This window comes from Thomasclavelia saccharogumia DSM 17460 (genome assembly GCF_000686665.1).
Classification (GTDB): Bacteria; Bacillota_I; Bacilli_A; order Erysipelotrichales; family Coprobacillaceae; genus Thomasclavelia; species Thomasclavelia saccharogumia.
Genome location: NZ_JMLH01000050.1, coordinates 1 through 22,002, shown reverse-complemented (window position 1 = coordinate 22,002; position 22,002 = coordinate 1). Strand labels below are relative to the sequence as shown.

Below are 22,002 nucleotides of genomic sequence, written 5' to 3'. Positions count from 1 at the left end.
CAAACAATAGTGAAAATAATTGAACAAAAAATTGACCTCTATTCATCAAAGACAAAGTTGCTGGAGAGTTTTTTCCCTCCAACAACTTTCTTCATCTTTAAGCCATTGAAACACAATACTGTCCAATCAACTTCATCCAACTATTATATTTATTCTTTTCACACACCTTTCGGCAAATTTCATTTTCCATCAGTACACAGAACATCTTATCATAATCAAATGCCCAAACAGCACCATTCACATGGTTTTCCACTGCTTTCTGATCTATGCTTTTCAAGCGTGTGACCATTTTCTCAATTTCTCCATTTCCCAAGTTACCGATATTTTTGCAGATAAACCGAAAGAAATTCAACGTTGCATATTCGTCATGCCAATGGAACTCTTCTGGATTGTTTTTAATTTTACTGACTCGCTGCTGTTCTTTGATTATCTGAGCAGCTACACCTTTCATCGAATCTTCGTATCTCATATTATTCACCTACTCTTCCTCAACGCCCAGTGACGGTTTAAATCTTTTATCCTTTGCCTGCGGTACCACGATCTCATAAAAATAAAATCCTAAATACCCAAGTGCCTGCTTCTTCATTTTATAAAAAGAAGTCCTGCCTATTCCCAACTCCTGTTGTACTTCCACATCTGTCTTATTATAATGACTGCAAAAACAGGAATGAAGGATTTCACTGAGCATCACACCATTCGGTGCATAGAACTTCACCAAAGTCATTCCCCGATAGATCATGTCCGACAATCCATAAATAATCATCAGATTATTCATCTCCCGGTGCATCTTTGGCACATTCAGCTGGTTGTTATAAATGCTCAGATAACTCAATACATATGCCATATCTTCATTGATTTTCTCCTGGCATTCCATATCCAGTTCTTCTAACACAATCTGATTTTCCAAAATCAATTTCTGATAGCTTGTCATCAATTCTTTAATGTCAGTATAATGTCTTTCGATTGTAACTTCCAGATAATCCTGTGCATGACTTGCCATCTGGAAGGTAATTTCTTTCATTGATTTAATTGCATAATCTCTGTCTGTCATCAGTTTCAAAATCTCCTTATCATCATCACACTAACTGGCGGTCTTTCAGACCAGTTCGCTTTCCCCATGATTTTGATGGGAAGCAATTACTTACTACAACTTGCAGAAGCGGATATCCAAAAGGCATTGTGGGAGCTGCCTTTGCTGACCGGAATCCATCTTCTTATGTAAAACCTGCAGGAATATAAAGGGAAAGTGACTATCCCTGCCGGTTAATAATCCAAATAATATCGTCTATACCAATCTCTCCTTATGCTGTTTTTCTCTCCATAAACCATTTATCCACTTCGTAAAACAAGTGGCTTTCCTGCCCCTGTATCATACAGGTGTACATCATTCCTACACCGCCTGCCTTTCTGCTGGCGCATCGCTCGATTTTCAAAATTCTGTCAATGCTATACTTTCTTCCATCCTCCCATGTAAAAAATATAGGAACCAGCTGTCCGTCTTTCCGAAACTCTGCTACTACATCTACATATACTTTGTTCATGCCGACACCTCACTATAAAATCTCAATTGCTCTTGGCGATGCCGGGATTCTGCGGATATATCCATTTAACTCCAACTGCTTGATTCTGGAAAATGCTGATGATGTTGATTTCACCCCGATCAATTTTCCAAATTCCCGTACTGTCGGCGGATATCCATGCTCCTTCGTATAATCCAAAATACACTGATAACTTTCTTTCTGTTTTCTGGTTAATGCTTTTTTCAAATCTATCCCTCCAATTACCCATGGAAATAACTGTGTGGATGGATCGTGTGCGTACCAGCGTCTAAGTGGGATAAGACTTTATCCTGATACATTGCCGCTCGCTGTATACTGAAATAACCAAACCGTCGTCTGATCTCATCTACAGTACGATCCAGCTTCTCTAACTTTTCCTTTTTCTCCTGATTTCCAAATAAATCCAACTGCACGGGAATATTATCTAACACAAGATCCGCAGCTCGAATTCCCAGGCTTCTAATGGGATGTTCCCATTTATAATTATCTTTAAATAGCTGAAATGCTGCAGTTACAATCTCGTTTGTAATATTCGTTGGCTGTCGTAAATGTATCTGTCTGGAAAAACTATACAATCCATTATCTCGGACTGTAATTTCTACTGTTTTGCATTTAAATCCATGTTTCCGCAATCGTGCAGCTACACTTTCTGCCAATGCTATTTGAATGATCCAGACATCCAGATCATTTTCCAGATCTCTCGGTGTTGTAGTGCTATTACCTATCGACTTTACTGGTGCTTCATATCCTTCCTTGCAAACCGGATCTTCATCCCAGCCATTTGCGAAAGCCCATAATACATTTCCTATTTTTCCAAAATGACTCTCTAACAACTTTTCGTCTGATTCCGCAAGTTGCCCGATTGTCCGGATTCCAAGTTTTTGCAATTTCTTATTTGTCTGTCTTCCGACATAAAGCAAATCTGACGCTGGAAGCTGCCATATCCTGTCTTTATAATTTTCTCGATTAAACTCTGTGATTGCATCCGGCTTTTTATAATCCGAACCAAGTTTCGCATAAATCTTATTCCAGGAAATTCCAATACTCACAGTTACTCCAAGTTCGTATTTAATTCGATGGCTGATTTCTCTCGCAATCGTCATTCCGCTTCCTTTCAGATTTCCACTGTCTGATACATCCAGCCAGGCTTCATCAATTCCATATGGCTCAATTTTGTCTGTATACTCTGAATAGATTTCTCTTGCCATTTGTGAAAATCGCAAATACAAATCCATCCTTGGTGGTACAAAAATAATTTCCGGGCAAACCTGTTTCGCCTGCCATAATGCCATTCCGGTCTTTACACCTTTTTGCTTTGCAATATAATTTGCTGTCAATACAATTCCATGTCTGGCTTCCGGATTGCCACCGACTGCCAGAGGCATTCCGGCAAATTCCGGATGATGCAGCATTTCTACACTGGCATAAAAACAGTTCATATCACTATGCAGGATCACACGCTCACTCAAACTTTTCACCTCCCAGCTGTTTCCTTCAACATGATGTCTTATCAATTTCTGTATGTTTAGTATATATCGACATTCCGGAGATAGTCAAGTGACATCTTGGTTGTATTTTCTCCATTTTGGAGATTATTGTTGATTTTATTTTTAACATACGGTATAATGCATATAGAAAATTCAAATAGAAATGAGGCGAACAAATGCGTGATTTCGGGGAAATATTAGCAGAAAATAGAAAAAAGAAAGGATACTCTCAATCAGATCTGGTAGACCTGCTTTCTCAGGAAGGTATTCAGGTCACTACAAAAGCAATCTCCAAATGGGAGACCAATGCACGAGAACCAGCTTTACATGTTTTCCTGACACTTTGCCAGTTACTTGATATCGAAGATATATATGAATCCTTCTTTGGAGAAAATCCATATAACATTATGAGTGGATTGAATGAAGAAGGCAGAAATAAATTGATTGAATTTGCTGATATTTTAAAAGCTTCTAAAAAGTTTTCTCCACTATCTGCAAAGATTATCCCATTCCATCATCCTGTAGAAATTACCTGGGAACCAGTTTCTGCTGGTACTGGAAATTACCTGGAAGATTCTGTAAAAGAAACCTATGACGTAGGACATCTTGCTCCTGAGCAGACTGACTTTGGTGTACGGATCTCCGGTGATAGTATGGAGCCACTTTATCATACAGATGATGTTGCATGGATTCAGAAAAAAGATTCTCTTGCTAATGGTGAAATTGGAATCTTCTATCTCAACGGCAATACTTACATCAAGGAATTACACGATGAGCCAGATGGTGTTTATCTGATCTCTTTAAATCAAAAATATCGTCCTATCCAGGTTTTGGAATCTGACTCTTTTAAAATTTTTGGAAAAGTAATCGGGAAATGCAAAGGTGCAGAAATTCCGGGATTTCATTAGATTTCAACAGCAGGTTCATGATCCTGCTGATAACAATAAGCAAAGGAAGTGATTGAATGGCAATCAATAATACATTAAAAGATATTCGTGAAGAACGGAATCTCATTCAAGCAGATTTGGCTGAAGCCATAGGTTCCTGCAGCCAGACTATAGGCCGCATCGAACGTGGAGAACGTAATCCCTCTCTTGAGATTGCAATCCGGCTGGCCCATTACCTGAAAGTGCCTGTAGAAGATATTTTTCAAGTTGAAGACTGAAGCATAACAGCCGAAAAACCGAGGAGTAAAATCCCCGGTTTCCCTTTTGCTCAAAAATCACTGTAAACCACTTACATTTTCTTCTTTTCTGCCTGCTCCATCAATCAGGTCATAACTCATATCCAAAAAGTCCAGTATCTTTGCTTCACTGACCGAACCATCCAGTAAAATCGTAATCCAGTGCCGCTTGTTCATATGGTATCCAGGTAAAAATCCATAAGTCTGAATAATCATGCTGGTCATTTCTGGATCGCACTTTACATCCATGATGTCAACCAGATCATTTCCCTCTAATCCCAGTTTCGATTTTTCAACCGTCATGATCACTGCATACCATTTCCCATTCTTATGTCGAAGTACTGCACTGTCCGGTAGTTTACTCCATAAATATTCCGGAATCGTGCCATACTGTTTCTGCACATATTCAAAAATTTCTTCTTTCTTCACAATCTATTCAACTCCTGATTCTTCTGATATCCTGCCCCTAATCATACCACATTTTTGTATGCCATACTACCTGCCAAATTCTTTTGCATTTCTCTTATTCTTCTGACTTTAGCTAATAGAGGGGTAAAACAGCAAGGACAGGAAGTGAGGATACACTTCCTGGAAATCCCAATTTAGGGAACCCTGCCCTAAATTGAAAAAAGCTGAAAGCAACGATACTACTACCTTCTCAGAAAGGAGAACACGCCAATGGCTGAAAGAAAGAGAAGCAAAGAAATCCATTTCTATGTCACAGAAGAAGAACGGAAGCTTATCCGCAGAAAGATGATTGAATCAAAGACCAAAAACATGGGAGCTTATCTTCGTAAAATGGCAATCGACGGTTACATCGTCAACACCGATACTACTCCACTGAAGAAACAGTATGAGGAAATGCATAAGATTGGTGTGAATATTAATCAGATTGCGAAAAAAGTAAACAGCACCGGAGATCTATATCCGGAAGAAATGCAAGAATTGAAAGAGATGGTGAAAGAATTATGGCGTATCTTAAGATCTTCCCCATTAAAGTAACAGACAAGAAAGCTCTGGACTATATTACGAATCCTGATAAGACTGATGAAAAACTGTTAGTTTCCAGTTTTGGCTGTTCCCCGGAAACTGCAGATCTTGAATTTTCTATGACAAGAGAAATGGCAAAAAAGAATGGAATGGACAAAGGTGATAACCTGGCATTTCATCTGATCCAGTCATTTAAACCTGGAGAAGTTGATGCCGAAACTGCCCATCGCTTAGGGCAACAATTTGCAGACGAAGTACTGAAAGGAAAATATGAATACGTGATTAGTACCCATGTTGACAAAAACCACATTCATAACCACATCATCTTTAATGCAGCAAGTTTTGTTGATCATCACAAATATATTTCCAATAAGCGGAGCTACCATAAAATCTGCCGGATCAGTAATCGTATCTGCCATGAAAATGGACTTGCCACCAGTATGCCAACCGGAGAAAAAGGTAAAAGCTATAAAGAGAACATGGAATACCATCGTGGCACCAGTTGGAAAGCCAAGCTACGTGTTGCAGTTGATAAAGCAATCTGGACTTCCATCAACTATGAGGAATTTCTACAAAAAATGCAGTTAGCCGGATACGAAATCCGCCAAGGAAAGCACCTATCCTTCCGTGCGCCTGAACAGAAAAACTTCACTTATATGAAATCTCTCGGAAGCTATTATTCAGAAGAAAATGTTCGCATTCGCCTGGCTAAAAATCGTAACAAAGTGAAAACTCCGAAGCATCTGTCCAGAGAAGCTCGCCTGTATATCAATATTTCCACTTATGTTACGACCGGCAATCGAGAAGGATTTGAACGATGGGCAAAGCTCAATAATCTGAAAGAGGCAGCCCGCACCTTTAACTATCTTTCCGAAAATAACCTGTTGAATTATGAGGATTTCAAGCAGCATGTATCTGACATTGAAGTTTCTGTGAAAGTTGCCGACCAAAAAATAGCACAAATCAACAGTGAGCTGAGCACACAGAAAGTCATTCAAAAGCACTGTGATTCTTATCGGCTCTGCCGAAAAGTGATTGAAGATTGCAAATCTGCTAAAAATCCAAAAGCTTACCGTACCAAGCATCAGGCAGAATACCAGCTACACGATTCACTAAAAAAAGAGCTTCAGGATCTCGGCGTTACCAAAATCCCAAGCTCTAATAAAATCCAGAAGCAGATTGAAAATCTTGAATCTGAACAGGCTGCTACCGTCCGAGAAAAACAGGAGCTGCAGAAAAAGCAAAAGACACTTGATATCATTCGGCAGAATTTCACATCACTGCTTAATGCTCCAGAGATGCAAGTTCCCGTATCAGGAAAAGAGCTAGCTCTTTAAAAAGAAGAGGTACCTACTTAACGGTGCCTCTTCCTTTCCATCTAATCTATTCTTGCGCTACCCTATCACACTCGCACCCAAAAGTAGTCCACGCATACTTATTTCAATCAAAAAAGAAAAAGAGCATATGAATTTGATTGATTCCATACACTCTATATTTATAATCTTCATACTTATTTTGCCATTTCAAAAAAACCGATAATTCCTATTCATACATCTTTCTTCATAGGCGACCACAGCGTATGTAATTTCAGTTTGTACATCTGACTGTCATTTTCCACTGTTGCTTTTATCTGCACAGAAATTTCTTTATTTTTCACAGATGTCTGACGCAACAAAACACGAATATATTGAACATCTTCTTCAATTACTCCAAATTCTTTAAACAGATCAAATTCCGGATTCTTTCTCTGACATAATATCTTCTGTTTTCCGTTTAGTATAGTTAACTGACCTGAAATCGTATTGTAATCAATCGAATTCAATCCACTGTTTGATTTGAAGAAATCTATCTTTTCCTGCATGACCTTGACAACACTCTGTGAATAGTTTTGATTCGGCAGGGATTTATCATTGAGTATTTCATTCGAAAGTCTCTGTATTTCATGAGAATATTTATTATCGTCCATCTCTTTATTAAGCATTTTTGAAAGCTGAATACTCAGTTCTTTCAGACACTTAAGAAGGATGGGATTAAATTGTCCACATTGTCCGTCCAGGATCATTTGAATCGCTGTATCATGATCAAAAGCTTTCTTATAGCATCTTTCACTTGTAAGTGCATCATAAACATTAACAATCGATACCACCTGTGCGGAGATTGGTATTTCTTCACCTTTCAATCCATCCGGATAGCCCTTTCCATCCCATCTTTCATGATGCCACCTGCAGATTTCCCATGCGGTATGTACCAGTGGATGATCTTGCGGAAAATCCATGTCCTTAATTATAGCCGCGCCAAGCTCACTATGGGTTTTCATAATCTTAAATTCTTCATCGGGAAGTCTGCCTGGTTTATTCAATATTTCTTCCGGAATACGAATCTTACCAATATCATGAAGGGAAGAAGCAGTTGTAATCAAAGCAATATCTGTCTCTGTCAAAGGATAAGCATCTGTTACTTTTACCAGTTGTCTCAGCATCATCTCCGTTGCTGTTTTAATATTTTTCTTGATATTTCTTTAGTTTAAGGAAAGATTCGTCACTGATACAGTATTCAATACGGAAGACCTCCGCCAGATGAAGATTATATCTTTTGTAAGACTCCCTCCTTCTTTCAGAACATTGATTGCTATACATACACTCGGCTTAGATACTTCTATATACCGAACCGCATCTATAAAGCAAATCATTCCCTTTATCTTTTGAGGGATTAAAATTGTTTCAAGATAACCCTCACCTGGCGCATAAAGTTCAATTCTTCCTCTTTATCCTCTCTTTACCACTTCCCAAGTGTCAACAGTTATCGCAGGCTGATCGCAGCCGTGACACCCTTTGCAATTTTGAGTACAGTTTGATTGACTGGTTACTTTGTGTATATAGCCTTGATTTTCCAGATATTCAAGCTCTACCCGCACACTGTCCATATCTTTATGCAAAAGATCAGCCAATTCCTGAATACTGTATGTTTTTCCGCTTTGCAGATAATCTAATAATTGAATCAGCACAATATCTCCTCTCCTTTAGAAAATGACACAGCCAACATGGTATGCGATTGTTGCCAAAATCAATGCAGAAAGGATATAGTAGAGGGCAATCCTTACTGTCCATTTCATAGAATGAGTTTCCTGTGCGGTCGCTGCCAATGCCATTAGACAAGGCATATTGAAGAAAAACGCAAACAGGAAAGCCAGAGCTTCCGGCTGAGATATTGTAGACAGCAGGTTTGTACTAAGCGCCGCTGTATCTACCGCGCTTGTTCCCTCAATCGCTCCCCAAATACCAGCCGTATTGAACAGGGAGGCCATAACACCGAGAGCTGATTCTTTTCCCATTGCAGAAGCAACAAAGGCCATAAACAACTGCCACGGCAAACCAAAGAACATTGTTACCGGCTCAATAAAAGTTCCAATGCGATAAATAATGCTGTTCGTCACATTTCCGTCCGGCGTATAAGAAAGAAGCCAGAATATTACGGAAATGCAAATGATGATACTAAGCGCCCGTTTGAGAACGCTTCCCATTTTGTTGAATACAGAGCCTAACAGGGTTTTCCAGTGCGGCTTATGATATGGTGGTAATTCCATAATCAAGCCGGTACGGTCATTTTCCTTGTTTAAAGAACGTCCAAAAATTTTGTAGGTAATGTAAATGTGCAAAAAGGCCACAGCAAACAAGGACAATATTACAAAAACGGCTTTTCCTCCAAAGAATGTACCGCTGATAAGACCAACTACACCCCAGGTAGAAGCACAGGGAACTACCCAAGAAAGGGCAATCGTTAAAATACGCTGTCCCCAAGAATCAATAACTCTTGTGCCGGTGACACCACCTATATTGCAGCCGAAGCTAACAAGAAAGGGCATAATCGCTTTCCCCTGCAAACCAAGTTTCGTCATGGTATTATCAAACACATAGGAGATACGGGCCATATACCCGATGTCCTCCATAAATCCGAAAACAAGGCTGATTCCAAATACATAGCAAGCCATTTGCAAGGCAAACGTAACAGCCGTTAATACAGCATTACACAAGAGCGATACAATGACAGAGGCAACTCCAACACTAAGGAGCCAATTTGCCAGCGGCGTTGAAATGCCGGAGATCAGCGCCCCTACCAGTTCCATAAGGGGCATACCAATCAGCATAGAGCAGATCAGCCCCAGCACAATCATACCAATGGCAATAGGCTTTCCCCACCGTTTGCTAGTGGCTGCTTTATCAAACCGGCTACGGCTGGTTTTCTTTTTGCTGCTTGTCACATTTTCTTGAATCAGTGTGTCAATCCACTTAAATTTGCAATCTGCCGTCCGCAAATTTCCATCTTTTACACAACTGATTAAACTCTTTATTTTTTCAAATATCCCCGGTTCTGTTTTCCCTTGAACAAAAGAGAGTGCGAGCTTATCTTGTTCCAACAGCTTTTCAGCCAGCCATGAGGCAGAGTATATTTCAATTCCCTGCTTTGGTAGCAATTCTAAAATTGCAGAATATTCATCGCCAATATTTTTCCGGCAAAGCTGCTCCAACTTTGCAGCATTTAGAAAAGAGGCTCTTTTTTCAAGATTTTCCAACAGGTTAAAGAACGGCTGGTATTGCTTTTTGTCTGCCGCAACCATAGGAACAACAGGAACCCCCAAGGATTTTTGCAAACCCGCTACATTGATTTTCTTTCCCTGTCCCTCGGCTATATCCATCATATTTAAAAGCAATACGACAGGAACATGGATTCCAGCATAATCAGCCAGCATAAATAGACTTCTGTTTAACTGTGAAGCGTCGGCCAGAATACATACAAGGTCGGCCTCTCCACTGGAAATATAGTTTCTCGTTACTACTTCTTCATCGGAGTTAGCAGAAAGGCTATATGTACCCGGCAAATCCACGATTTTGTAGGTTATGCCATTATGGGAAAAGAAGCCATCTTTACGCTCCACAGTTTTTCCGGGCCAATTTCCAACGTGTTGACGGGAACCGGTCAATCCGTTAAAAAGAGTTGATTTTCCAGAATTAGGCTGCCCCAGCAGGGCAATCGTTTTTTCAGCCATTATTACCTCACCTCCACCATGATTTTTTCTGCTTCATTTTTATTCAGCGCAACCATTGTATCTCTGTTATACAGAAGAACCGGCTGCTTTTTAGGATTCTGTATAACTTCAATCCTGCTTCCTATAGTAAGCCCGATAGAAGTTATCCGGCTTTGAAAATGGCTATCCCCGGTGATTGCGACAATCGTTCCGCAGGAGCCATCATCCAATTCATTTAATTTTTTCATTCGTTCCAATTCCTCCAATCTTTTTTGTCAGCCCATAATAAAAATCCGTACCCTGATTAAAACTAAAATTACACCGCCTAATATTCCGGCCCGGTTTCCTAACCGATCTCCGAAAAAATGTCCAATCCATACGCCGACAAACGCAATTAAGAATGTCGTGGTTCCTATCAGTGCGGCCGAGGGAAGAATTTTTACATTTAAGGCCGTCAGCGTTATGCCGACTGCGAAAGCGTCAATGCTTGTAGCAATCACAGCCGGAATCATAACGGTAAAGCCTAATTCTCTGCTTGTTCCTTTACATTCACCTTTTAGATTTTCACGAATCATGTTGATACCGATTATGCACAGAAGAAACAATGCGACATATTTAGAAACCGCTTCAATATACTGGCGAATTGTTCCGCCTCAGATATATCCGAGTGTAGGCATAAGCGCCTGGAATCCGCCAAAATATACTCCTGCTTTTTGGTATTCAAGCCTTTACAGACCGAAACAGCGAAAGCGTCCATTGATAACCCAACAGCAACCAGTAATAGGTCAAGCAGTCCCATCGGTATCCCCTCCTTTACCGGCCTTTCTTTATGCCCCATTTACAATCCATTTCTTTGCTTTTTCCTGCTCCTGAACCATTTCATAGTAATGGCCTTTTTTCGCAAGCAGTTCCGTATGGGTTCCCATTTCTTCAATGCGTCCCTGATTTAACAAAATAATCTGGTCTGCATTTTGAATGGTATTCAGCCGGTGGGCGATTACAAATACCGTTTTTCCTTTCATCAAGCGGTCTAACGCCTGATTGATTTTTGCCTCGTTATCCGCGTCAAGTGAAGCCGTCGATTCATCCAAAAGCAGAATAGGCGCATTTTTCAGAATGGCCCTTGCGATAGCAATTCTTTGTTTTTCGCCGCCAGAAAGCGTATTGCCACCCTCGGAAAGCCGGGTCTGATACCCCTCCGGCAACTTTTCGATAAATTCATGGCAACGTGCCGCCTTTGCTGCCTCTATGATTTCTTCCTCTGTTGCGTTCTCCCGGCCAGCCTTGATATTATTATAAATCGTGTCCGACAGAAGCGTATTTTCCTGAAACACCTCGCTGATATAGTGCAGAAGCCCGTCCGGGTTTAAATCTTTTATATCCTTGCCGCCAATGCGGATAGTTCCTTTTGACACATCCCAAAACCGGGCAATCAGATTTGCAACTGTGGATTTCCCGGAGCCAGACGGTCCGATCAGGGCGGTAACGCTATTTTCCTTTGCAAAAAAGCTAATATCCGTCAAAACATCAGCCTGCTTATTATAGGAAAAATCGACGTGTTCAAAGGCAATATCAAAATGCGACAGCTTTACATCTTCTTCCTTGTAAGAAAGCGGCTTCGTGTCATACGCCTGTTCCAGATTGTGTACCGCCAAGTTCAGGTCTTTCAACAGATTATAAGAGTGTTCAAAAGCAATCAGCAGAGCAGACAGCGCAAGGCTCATCAACATAAAAGCTACAAGCTGATTGGGGGCAATCGTACCTCCAAGAAACAGATAGCTGCCAACCAACAGAACAAGAGGAAGCAGGAAATTGGCTACAATCGAATACATACTGGTGGGAGCCGCCATTTTTACCTCTGCTTTTACATTTGTCTTGCGAATTGCGTCCAGCGTATCTGTCATTCTGGAAAAGTGGGAGCTTGTCATGTTATGGGATTTAAAAACTTTCATTCCTTTGACATACTCTAAGACAATCGAAATCATTTTTGCGGTGAGATTCCTTTTCTGTGTCCCGTATTTTTCCACAAGACGGTTGCCCCAAGAGAGAACCGGCATGGCAATTAGAAGCACAACACATTCGGCAAGTGCCAGTTTCCAGTTAATAAAGAATGTTCCGATCAGCACCAGAGCCGCCGTTACTACGGTCTTTACAATGGACGGGAGTGTATGTGTAATCACAAGTTCAAAATTGGTTAAATCCTTTGTCAGTGTTCCAAGAAGATAGCCGCTGCTGTTCTGGTTGAAATAGCCAAGACTTAATGAGCGATAATGATTGGCAAGGTCAAGCCGCATTTCCCCGCACATTTCTGCGCCTCTTGCGAAGCACAGATAATAGGCGCTCCGATAGATTACCAACCGGGCAATCACACTGATAAAGCAAATCGCCGTGTAGATAACAATTTTACCTGCCGTAAGCGTGTTGCCTAAAAGCTGAATGACTGTCATATAGAGAACAACATATAAAACGATACTAAGAACAGCGTCCGCGCCCATTAAGGCAATCGGAAACTTAATCTGGTTGCTTTTTTCTCCAAGCAGCTTCCTAATGGTACGCAGCATTTAAACCGCCTCCTTTCCGATAGTGGCCTGTGTATAAATTTCCCACATCCGGCCATATACGCCGCCTTTTTTTACCAACTCCTGATGGGTTCCCTGCTCGGCCACAGTACCGTCCTGAAAAACAACAATTTTATCTGCGTCCCGGATAGTATGGAGCCGGTGGGCGATCATAATTGTGGTTTTTCCTTTCAGAAGATTTTGCAGGGCAAGCTGGATTTTATGTTCATTCTCAATGTCAGAGTAGGAAGTCGCCTCGTCGAAAATGACGATAGGAGCATCTTTCAAAATTGCTCTTGCAATCGAAATCCGCTGCTGCTGGCCGCCAGAGAGTTTTACACCCTCGTCGCCAATCCGCGTCTGATAGCCTTTCGGCAGGCCCATAATGAAATCGTCAATCTGTGCTGACCTTGCTGCTTGCCGTACTTCTTCTTCGCTGGCATTGGTTCCCATACGGATATTTTCCAGTAATGTATCTTCCAGAAGAAAAACATCCTGAAAGACGAAAGCCGTCAAATCCATCAGATTTTCCGTTTTTAGGTCAGTAATTGGTACTCCACCTACTTTGATGGTTCCGCCTGTGGTGTCCCAATAGCGCCCAAGAAGCTGAACCGCCGTTGTCTTTCCAGCCCCGGACGGGCCGACAAAGGCGTTGACCGTTCCCGGCTCCAAGTGCAGGTTTACAGAAGTGAGCGCGTCTTTTCCTCCGCTGGTATAATTGAAAGTTACATCCTCAAAATCAATTCCATAGCAGCCGTCTTTTTTCAGGGTCTTGCTTCCGCTTTTCATTTCGTCCATATCCATAATCTTTTTGATATTGTCCAAACCACTGCCAAGCTCCATCGACTGCATAACAATCGTAACCAGATTTAGGAACGAAGTGAAAAAGCACATGGTAAGCAAAATAAACAACAGGTAAGAAGCTACTGACAGAGAGCCTTTTGAGTATAGCCAGCCGCCAAAGGGCAGCGTAAAGAGGATGGCGGAATCTAATACTACAAGGGCAATCGACAGAGGATTGCAGGAGGACACGCACATCTTTTTCCAACAGGTCGTATAAAGGTGAAGCGCGTTCCGATACTGCTCGAATTTTTCCGCTGTCAAGTGGTACATTTTGATGACTGGCATGGCCGTGATAAATTCATTGGCAGAAGCATTGAGTTTTTCCGTATCTTCTGCAAGTTCCGCCGACATATCCGGGTAATTCTTAACCATCATCATCGGAACAGCAATTCCCAAAATCATAGGAATCAGCATAACAAGGGCCATAACCCAGTGCAGGCGCAGCATGAAAATAAACATCATAAGCGGAACGACAATCGCCTGTGCCAGTTCCAATGTACTGTGCGCTAAAAATTGTTCTACTCTGTCCACATCGTCAAAAAGCGTTGTCTTGATCTGTCCGGGAGAGCGTTCCTGAAAAAAGCCCAGGTTGAATCTGGATATATGTTCCAGCACCTTTACTTTGATTTTGTGCATGGTATTGAACGCCGCCACATGGGAGCAGATACCCGCAAAAGACATGAGGATGGCTTGCCCGATGGCTGCCGCAATTCCAATGCAGGCCCACATAGCCATAGCGCCAAACGTCACTTCATTTTGGATAATCAGAAGCAATATCTGATACACCACCAGATAAGGAATCAGCGATAAGGCCGAGCAAAGAACAGCCAACAACATTCCCACGCCCAGCTTTCCACGTTCCCCTCTCGCAAGGGTAAAAACATAGGATAATCCGGTTCGTTTTTGTTCCATAAGAAACGAACCTCCTTTCTCTTTTTTTGAGGTTAGAAATTACTAACCTTGACACAATTCATTTTACAGGTTAGAATAAAAAAATCAACAGCTATACTATTTGGGAATTTAATTTTTAAAAGCAACTCAAAGTACTGTATTTTCGGTGCTTTATGGAGTTTTTTAATTTATTTTTTTATAAAATCGTGACTAATAAAAATTGGATTGTGACTTTTTTATTGAAGCTCTAAAGGAGGAATGAAAAAATGGCTCTTTCGATTGCAGACTACTTGTTACAGCTTCCAGAAAATATGAACTTTGCAAAAGTACAGGAATTATCAGGAGAGGATTCACTCTACTATCGTATGCTTTCCGACTACGGAAGCGGCTCATTTCAGTTGATACGCTTTGAGAATGACCTGCTTATGATTCTGATTGCAGACTACACGCCAAAGGAAACCTTTGAAAAAATCGCAACTATTTCTGAAGAATATATGGAAATCAGCCAGTTTGAAACAGACAGCAGTTCTTTCAAAATCGGGAGACGGAAAACACAGCCCGTCGGTAAAGGGATTTACTGCTATGTGAACACCCAAAAGACCACCTATGTCTATTGCGAAAAAGGAAAGCCGGTAAGATTTACAAAAATCATTTTGACAAGAAAGTATTTTGATACTTATTTCCGGGTGCATTATGGAAAAGATTATGAACAATCAAAAGTGGCAAAGGAATACCTTTTGAAAAATCCAAATCTGCCGGAGCTTAACTTTGTCTTTCAGCAGATCAGGGATTGTCAGGCGGTAGGACAAACGCTGCACTTATATCTGGAAAGCAAAGTTCTGGAATTACTCTCTCTTGTCATTAAGGGCATGGAGCAAAAGGAAAATCATATTTCTGTCAAGTTAGATTATAAGGACATCCGTGATCTGAAAAAAACAGTTACCTATATGAAAAAGGATTTGTCTGCTTATCCGTCCGGGGAAGAACTTGCGCAAATCGCAGGAATGAGCCCTGCCCGGTATCAGCTTGCTTTTCGGAAGTATTACGGCACTACTCCCTATGAGTATCTAAAAGAAATGCGACTGAATCAGGCGCTATTCCTGTTGAAAAACTCTGATTATGGGATTGCTACGATTGCCGCAAAGGTTGGCTATCACAATTCAGGCCATTTTGCAAAGCTATTTAAAAATGCCTATGGTATGGGGCCAAAGGAATACCGAACTAATCATAATATAAAATAAATTTATTTCTCTTATAAAAACAGCCATCTAAAAGAATGATGGCTGTTTTATACTTCCACTAAGTTTTCTAATCGCTTATTTAATTTTTCTGCAACTTTTATAATACACTTCTAAATACTTCACTTCTATCAAGTGCTTTTTCAAATTCTCTACAATTGTCTATCCATTTTTCTACCTGTTCACCGTTATAAATAATTGCACGCTGTACCCAAGAACTACAATAGGAACAATAATTGCTATCTGTTACATCTATATTTTGTTTTGAGACACATATTTTATGATTACATGCATAATCATCTACAAATTTTTTAAGGAATCCATCTAATTTAGTATTATCAATATAAATATTTGGAAGATCAAATATCTTACTATAATTAAACATTTGAGAAATATTATATAGCTCTGCCATAGTTTTCATTTCCTCAGCAGTAGGCTCTGTCTTTACGACCATATCATCCGACTTTGGCCATAACAATATATCCAAAAGATTCCCCTTATATTGTCTCCTCGCATATGCTTCGACAACTCTTGTTAGAAATTTTGTTGATTTAGTTCGCTCTACCAATTTTATCGACAAATTAAAATTATCGGTTTCCTCACATAATTTCTCGTAATAGCATAAATCTTCCGGTCTTATCCAATCTGAACTTATCAAATTTGACATATCTTCAATTTTAGTACTCAAACATTTCATCAAACAGTAGTCAATATCTCCCCGAGAGCAACTATCTGAACAACTAAAATGTCCCTGCACTGTCCCATGCATAATACTGTATGGACACATATGTAAGCATAAATTATTCGCAATCAAACGTAACGTCACATTTTTCCCTTTTGTATATAACAACATTTTTTTTAATAATTTAAAATCTCGATTTACATGATGTGCTAGGGTTATCTCATCTGCACCTAATTCAATCCATCTTTTAATATGGTTCAAATCGAATGCATACGCATATAAACCAACTGTAACTTTGAAACGTGGAAATTGTGTTTTTATCAGTTCGCATAAATAGGGCGATGTTATTGTGATAGCATCAACACCTATTTTATCCAATTCTTTTAATAACTCAATTATCTTGAAATGGCTATCAGCCTCAAGTTCCTTATTTTCCATGCACATCGCATTAATCAAATAGTTAAATTCCAACTTATTTTTATGGCACAGTTCAATATAATCTCTTAATTCCTCCATAGTAATATCGGGCAAAAAGGCTGAAGAACGTCCGCCACCCAAAAAATCTGTCTTTAGTTTTCCAAATACTGAGGAAAATTGATTATTTTTATTATTCTCTGCAATCACATTTATCAAGTTTTTGTCAAAATTTGTACCCACATCAAATGTTAAATGCTTCATAGTTGGTCTCCTTTTTTATTCATCATTATTAAAATTAGTGCAATATCTAATATCTACTGGATGGGGAAATGAACTGCTTCACTTCCCCATAACCATTAGTCAAAAAAACCTACCTGTTTTCCATAATCTAAAAGATTATCTATGATTTCCTGATCAGGTTCTTTCCATGCAAAACCCATTTTTTCGAGAAGAATTTTAGTCTTATCCTTTACAAATCTAAACATGGTTGGCATATGCCACGGTAGAAAATCAATATATGCAATAAGATTATTTATCTCTTGCATTTTTGAGTTATCCGTTCCTTCTTCATATATCGGTAAAAAATAATCCCACATATCTTCATAAGGTCGTAAAACAACATTTTCCCCATATTTTTGTATCATTTTTCCCATATGTGTAAATGATAAAAGTTCCGTGTTCTCAATATGATAAGTTTCATTATTTAGGTTTTTTCTAGTTGCCAGTAAATAAATAGCTCTAGCTGCACTGTCCACATATGTCAAATCAACCGTTTTTTGTTCAGATAACGGAAGAATTCCTAAGCGTAAAAAGCTTCTCGTTAAAATGTAAAATGCATTCTGTTCTATATTTTTTTGGAATTTTCCTCCTTTCAACTCACAAGAAATATTTCCCATTCTAAAAATATTAATATTGTAGCCTTCATCTCTCGCTGCACGCATTAAAGTTTCAGCCTCATACTTTGTTTTTGCATAATTATTATCAATTACCTGTCCAACATTGAATTCGCTCTCTGAAAACAGCACCTCCTTTTTATCTGGCACAGAACCAAATCCTACATGCTTGGTTGAGATATGAAAAATCTTTATATTTTTCTTTTTCTCCGCAAATTTTAGGATATTACTACAGGTTAATACATTACTTTTATACATTACTTCGTATAGTCCCAAATGTGATACAATTGCTGCACAGTTAAAAATGCAATCTACTTTTGAACGTAAAATTTCATATGTTTCTTCCTCCAATCCGAATTTTGGGATAGATGCATCACCAACTACAACATGTATTCTTTGTTCCCATGCAGGATTATACTTATCGAAGAACTCCAAAGTCTCTCTTAAACGTTTACCTGCACTTTCTTTACTTTGTCCACGTATTATTGCATAAATCTCCACATCTGTATTTGATAAAAACTCATATAAGATATGAGAGCCTAAAAATCCTGTCGCTCCAATAAAAAGCATCGTTCTATATTCTTCCTCGGTTTCAAGTTCAATCTCATTATAGTCTTTATCAATTTTTTCTAAATAATTTCGATAAGACTCAAGATACTCTGTAGTTGGATATTGTAAAACATGCTCCATTTCCTTAAACTGATTTTTTAAAAAATCGAAATATATCTGAGGTTCTTTTTTTCGTAACATTTTACTCAGAGAAGCAATATTCCTATATAAGTACAATTCTTTTATACTTATTTGATATTTCTGTGTTAGTTTTGAAAATACTTTCATTGCAGAAAGAGAATCCCCGCCCATCTCATAAAAGTCATCATATATACCAATATCAGATAAATTAAGAACTTCTTTCCATATTTTAAGTACTTCTTTTTCTTTTACAGTTCTAGGATCTATGCATTTTCCTATTTGCTTGGTTTTAAATTCAGGTTTTGGCAGTTTATTCCTGTCTACCTTTTCATTAGCCGTAAGGGGAATTCCTCCAATTTGTTCAAAGCATTTTGGAATCATATAATCCGGCAATTTACTCCGAAGCATATCTTGCAATTCTTTAGAATCTATATTGTTTTCAGATACAAAGTACCCACATAAATATTTCTTTCCGAGATCATCCTCCCAATCAACTACTACACAATTTTTAACTTTCGGGTGTTTAAGTAATTGATTTTCAATTTCACCTATTTCAATTCTGTGCCCTCTAATTTTAATCTGAGAATCTTTTCTTCCTTGAAAAATGATAATTCCACTTTTTAATAAAACACCATAATCACCCGTTCTATAAATTCTTCCATATTTCGGATGTACAATAAATGCTTTATTCGTTTTCTCCTGATCTTTAAAATATCCTTGTGCTACCCCCTTTCCTCCAATATATAATTCTCCCGATACTCCTACCGGGCACTCCCTACCTTCATAGTTCAGAACATAATAAGTCTGGTTTGCCAATGGTTTACCATATGGAATACTTTTCCATTCTGGATCCACGTAATCCACTGGGTAGTAGATAGACCAAATTGATCCTTCCGTTGCTCCGCCAAGACTAACCACTCTGGCATTTTCACATACCTTTTTTATAGCATTTGGCATATTTACTGGAATCCAATCACCACTTAAAAGAACCGTATTTATCGTTGGAAACAGCCTCTCATTTCCAATGCCATTAAGGAACATTTCCATAATGGCTGGGACAGAATTCCAAACTGTGATTCCTTCTTTCTCCACTATTCTTTCCAAATATGAAATATCATGGATATCTTCAATTTCAACTAACTTTGCTCCCGTTGATAAACTTCCGAATATATCATATACCGAAAGATCAAAGCACATTGATGATAAACCAATTATCTTGTCTGTGTTATCAATGCTAAATTTTTGATTAATGTCTAGCACTGTATTCATTACAGCACTCTGCGTAATTACAACTCCTTTAGGAACACCTGTACTTCCCGATGTATAAATCAAATAAGCAATGTCCTCCGGATGATATGTAATATCTAATGCTGTATCAGAATACTGATTAATATTATAAGTTTCATAAAATTCAGGCTCTAATAAATACGCGCTTCCACTATTTGACAAAATATACTCTTGGCGTTCTTTAGGATAAGTAGGGTCTATAGCTACATAAGCTGCCCCAGCCTTTAGAATACCAACTATGTTCATAATAGTTTCTTTTTTTCTTTTGCCCATAACACCAATAATATCACCTGATTTTACACCACTACTTATTAAATAATGTGCTATCTGATTTGACTTTTTATCTAATTCTACACATGTCATTTCACCTTCTATATCTGATACAATTACATGTTCTGGATATTTTGAAGCTACTTTTTTAAATTCTCTCTGTATTGTTGTCTCCTCAATATCGCATTGTGTGTCGTTATATTTTTGTATAATAGCTTCATCGTCTTTCGCAGGTCGTAACAGCTCACTGTACGGCTTATCTAAATTTTTTAATGCGTTTATATACTGCAAAAACATGGTGCCGATTACTTCTTCATCAAAAAGTTCTTCTATATAGTCCCATGTTATAGATAAGCCCTCCTTCGTTTCCATAACTTGATAATCCAAATATACTTGCGATGTCTGGCTAACCCCCATCTTTATTTCTCCGAGATCATTGATTGTCGCATTATCCTCTGAATCTATAGAGAACAATAAACTTGTGAATACTACCGGCATAATAGCCTGCTGTTGCATATTCTTTCGTTTTGCCAGTTCTCGAATTACATTTATACCATCATAGTGTCTATGCTCCAAAGCGTCCATCATTTGCTTCTGTACCCGTTGTGCAAGATCCCATAAATTAGACATTTCTCCGAGTTTAACATCAAGCAGTATTACAGAAGTAAAGTCACCTATAATATTATTTACATTAGGATTAAATGGATATCTTGTAAATACAGTTACATTAATTGTTAAATCTTTTTGGTTACTCCAATATCCCAATACTGCAGCATATACGCTACACAGCAAAGCAGAGGTGGTAATTTCTCTGTTTCTTGCTTCTTTCTTAATATTCTCCCATATATTATTATTAATAATTTCTTGCTGCCTTTTGAAGTGTGGATTTTTTACTTCAGACAATTCTTTTTTCAAAGGCAACTCTGGGGCTGGTGCCAGTAAATCAATTCTATCTGTCCAATAGCCTTTATCCTCCATATATATATCACTATTCTTAAATTCTTCTAATGCATGCACATAATCTTTATAATCAAATTTCTGCTGCATACTTGATGTCGCTTCGTAGTCATACTCTCTTTTCAACTCTCTGACAAGAATCCGCATGCTACTTCCATCCGCAATCAACAAATCAATCCCAATGAATAAGTAATATTCCTGAGAGTTAATTTTAAATGCTTTAAACTCAAATAAAGGCCATTTTTCTACATCAAATACATAATGGGACATTCTGGAGCGTTCCATTAGAATCTTTTCCTGCTGTTCTTTTTTACTGCATAAGCTTAAATCTTCCACTGTGATTGAGTACTCTGGAACATATTTTAAGACTCTTTGCATACCACTTTTTGAGAAAACCGTCCTAAACATCGATTGTTCTTTAATTGTCCTATTAAGACTTTTTTCCAATTTTTTTATATCTAATTTAGTCAATACTTCATAATAGCCATGTGTTGAAATACCTCCCAAATCAAATTCATCATTTCTTCCTAATAGATACGCCATCTGAACATCTGTTAAAGGGAACTCCTCATATTCATCTCCCGTAGTATGAGAATATTTCGGATATTCATACTTCTGCTTCTTGCTTTTTCCATTCTCAATAAGTTTTGCCAGCTTTTCAGGTGTATTAGCGTATAAAAACTCTTTATAGGAAATCCCCACTTTTAGTCGCTCAGAAATACAGCTCATAGCCCTAACCATTTTTATAGAATCTCCACCATTTCCTAAAAAACTATCCTTTATACTAACCTCATCAAGATTTAAAATCTCTTTCCAAATATTGACAAGCTCTCTTTCGGTTTTTGTTCGAGGATAAATAATCTTTCGAGATTCGTTGTTATTAAAATTATGTTTAACTAATTTCTTTTTTTCTACCTTTCCATTTAGATTTAAAGGAATTTCTTCAATCCGTTCAAAGAACTTCGGCACCATATACTCAGGCAGAGTTTCTCCCAGAAAAGAACTTAATTCCTCGGTATCAATTTCGGTGTCCG

20 protein-coding genes are annotated in these 22,002 nt (G+C 38.6%); 5 read left to right on the top strand and 15 right to left on the bottom strand.

Annotated elements, in window-relative coordinates; genetic code table 11:
• Positions 1–97: 97 nt before the first annotated feature.
• The 5 genes from BR82_RS0110865 to dinB form a co-directional block, all read right to left on the bottom strand.
• On the bottom strand, positions 98–469 hold the full coding sequence (locus BR82_RS0110865; RefSeq protein WP_027090214.1) for a hypothetical protein: 372 nt from the start codon (positions 467–469) through the stop codon (positions 98–100).
• A gap of 9 nt (positions 470–478) precedes the next feature.
• Positions 479–1,051 carry an ArpU family phage packaging/lysis transcriptional regulator gene (locus BR82_RS0110860; RefSeq protein WP_005344273.1) on the bottom strand — a complete coding sequence of 191 codons (573 nt, stop codon included), beginning with the start codon at positions 1,049–1,051 and terminating at the stop codon, positions 479–481.
• 250 nt (positions 1,052–1,301) lie between these two features.
• Positions 1,302–1,541, bottom strand: a complete 240-nt coding sequence (locus BR82_RS0110855) for a hypothetical protein (RefSeq protein ID WP_005344271.1) — start codon at positions 1,539–1,541, stop codon at positions 1,302–1,304.
• Positions 1,542–1,553: 12 nt separating this feature from the next.
• A complete protein-coding gene (locus tag BR82_RS0110850) occupies positions 1,554–1,766 on the bottom strand; it encodes a LexA family protein (RefSeq protein WP_005344268.1) in 213 nt (70 codons plus the stop codon).
• Between the two features lie 14 nt (positions 1,767–1,780).
• A complete protein-coding gene (gene dinB / locus BR82_RS0110845) occupies positions 1,781–3,028 on the bottom strand; it encodes a DNA polymerase IV (RefSeq protein WP_027090213.1) in 1,248 nt (415 codons plus the stop codon).
• A gap of 194 nt (positions 3,029–3,222) precedes the next feature.
• Between dinB and BR82_RS0110840 the strand changes: the two genes are divergently transcribed.
• Together BR82_RS0110840 and BR82_RS0110835 are read left to right on the top strand one after the other, a co-directional pair.
• Positions 3,223–3,954, top strand: a complete 732-nt coding sequence (locus tag BR82_RS0110840) for a helix-turn-helix domain-containing protein (protein ID WP_024720754.1) — start codon at positions 3,223–3,225, stop codon at positions 3,952–3,954.
• A gap of 56 nt (positions 3,955–4,010) precedes the next feature.
• Entirely contained in the window at positions 4,011–4,211 is a 201-nt protein-coding gene (locus BR82_RS0110835) for a helix-turn-helix transcriptional regulator (protein ID WP_005344265.1), read from the top strand.
• A 57-nt stretch (positions 4,212–4,268) separates the two neighbouring features.
• On the opposite strand, the gene BR82_RS0110830 is transcribed toward BR82_RS0110835, so the two are convergent.
• Positions 4,269–4,658, bottom strand: a complete 390-nt coding sequence (locus BR82_RS0110830) for an MmcQ/YjbR family DNA-binding protein (protein WP_027090212.1) — start codon at positions 4,656–4,658, stop codon at positions 4,269–4,271.
• A gap of 249 nt (positions 4,659–4,907) precedes the next feature.
• On the opposite strand from BR82_RS0110830, the gene BR82_RS0110825 reads away from it, so the two are divergent.
• Positions 4,908–5,231: a MobC family plasmid mobilization relaxosome protein gene (locus tag BR82_RS0110825; RefSeq protein WP_027090211.1), complete on the top strand. Its 324-nt coding sequence runs from the start codon at positions 4,908–4,910 to the stop codon at positions 5,229–5,231.
• Positions 5,198–6,556 (top strand): relaxase/mobilization nuclease domain-containing protein, encoded by a 1,359-nt coding sequence (locus BR82_RS0110820; RefSeq protein WP_027090210.1) that lies wholly within the window; start codon positions 5,198–5,200, stop codon positions 6,554–6,556. The genes BR82_RS0110825 and BR82_RS0110820 overlap by 34 nt, the downstream gene beginning before the upstream one ends.
• 209 nt (positions 6,557–6,765) lie before the next feature.
• On the opposite strand, the gene BR82_RS15715 is transcribed toward BR82_RS0110820, so the two are convergent.
• From BR82_RS15715 to BR82_RS0110790, 7 genes are all read right to left on the bottom strand, one after another.
• Positions 6,766–7,701, bottom strand: coding sequence for an HD-GYP domain-containing protein (locus BR82_RS15715; protein ID WP_205618757.1), 936 nt, complete (start codon positions 7,699–7,701; stop codon positions 6,766–6,768).
• Positions 7,702–7,983: 282 nt separating this feature from the next.
• Positions 7,984–8,223 carry a FeoC-like transcriptional regulator gene (locus tag BR82_RS15710; protein ID WP_051592819.1) on the bottom strand — a complete coding sequence of 80 codons (240 nt, stop codon included), beginning with the start codon at positions 8,221–8,223 and terminating at the stop codon, positions 7,984–7,986.
• A gap of 15 nt (positions 8,224–8,238) precedes the next feature.
• Positions 8,239–10,263 (bottom strand): ferrous iron transport protein B, encoded by a 2,025-nt coding sequence (feoB, locus tag BR82_RS0110810; protein WP_027090209.1) that lies wholly within the window; start codon positions 10,261–10,263, stop codon positions 8,239–8,241.
• A 2-nt stretch (positions 10,264–10,265) separates the two neighbouring features.
• On the bottom strand, positions 10,266–10,490 hold the full coding sequence (locus BR82_RS0110805) for a FeoA family protein (RefSeq protein WP_027090208.1): 225 nt from the start codon (positions 10,488–10,490) through the stop codon (positions 10,266–10,268).
• 27 nt (positions 10,491–10,517) lie between these two features.
• Entirely contained in the window at positions 10,518–10,847 is a 330-nt protein-coding gene (locus BR82_RS17735) for a manganese efflux pump (RefSeq protein ID WP_240474551.1), read from the bottom strand.
• 222 nt (positions 10,848–11,069) lie between these two features.
• Positions 11,070–12,803 carry an ABC transporter ATP-binding protein gene (locus BR82_RS0110795; RefSeq protein WP_027090207.1) on the bottom strand — a complete coding sequence of 578 codons (1,734 nt, stop codon included), beginning with the start codon at positions 12,801–12,803 and terminating at the stop codon, positions 11,070–11,072.
• Positions 12,804–14,555 (bottom strand): ABC transporter ATP-binding protein, encoded by a 1,752-nt coding sequence (locus BR82_RS0110790; protein WP_027090206.1) that lies wholly within the window; start codon positions 14,553–14,555, stop codon positions 12,804–12,806.
• A gap of 245 nt (positions 14,556–14,800) precedes the next feature.
• On the opposite strand from BR82_RS0110790, the gene BR82_RS0110785 reads away from it, so the two are divergent.
• Entirely contained in the window at positions 14,801–15,775 is a 975-nt protein-coding gene (locus BR82_RS0110785) for an AraC family transcriptional regulator (protein ID WP_027090205.1), read from the top strand.
• A 97-nt stretch (positions 15,776–15,872) separates the two neighbouring features.
• Here BR82_RS0110785 and BR82_RS0110780 read toward each other — a convergent pair whose 3' ends face one another.
• Entirely contained in the window at positions 15,873–17,132 is a 1,260-nt protein-coding gene (locus tag BR82_RS0110780; RefSeq protein WP_027090204.1) for a U32 family peptidase, read from the bottom strand.
• A 95-nt stretch (positions 17,133–17,227) separates the two neighbouring features.
• Complete coding sequence (locus tag BR82_RS15700; RefSeq protein WP_205618756.1) at positions 17,228–21,940, bottom strand: non-ribosomal peptide synthetase; 4,713 nt, start codon at positions 21,938–21,940, stop codon at positions 17,228–17,230.
• Positions 21,941–22,002 lie beyond the last annotated feature (62 nt).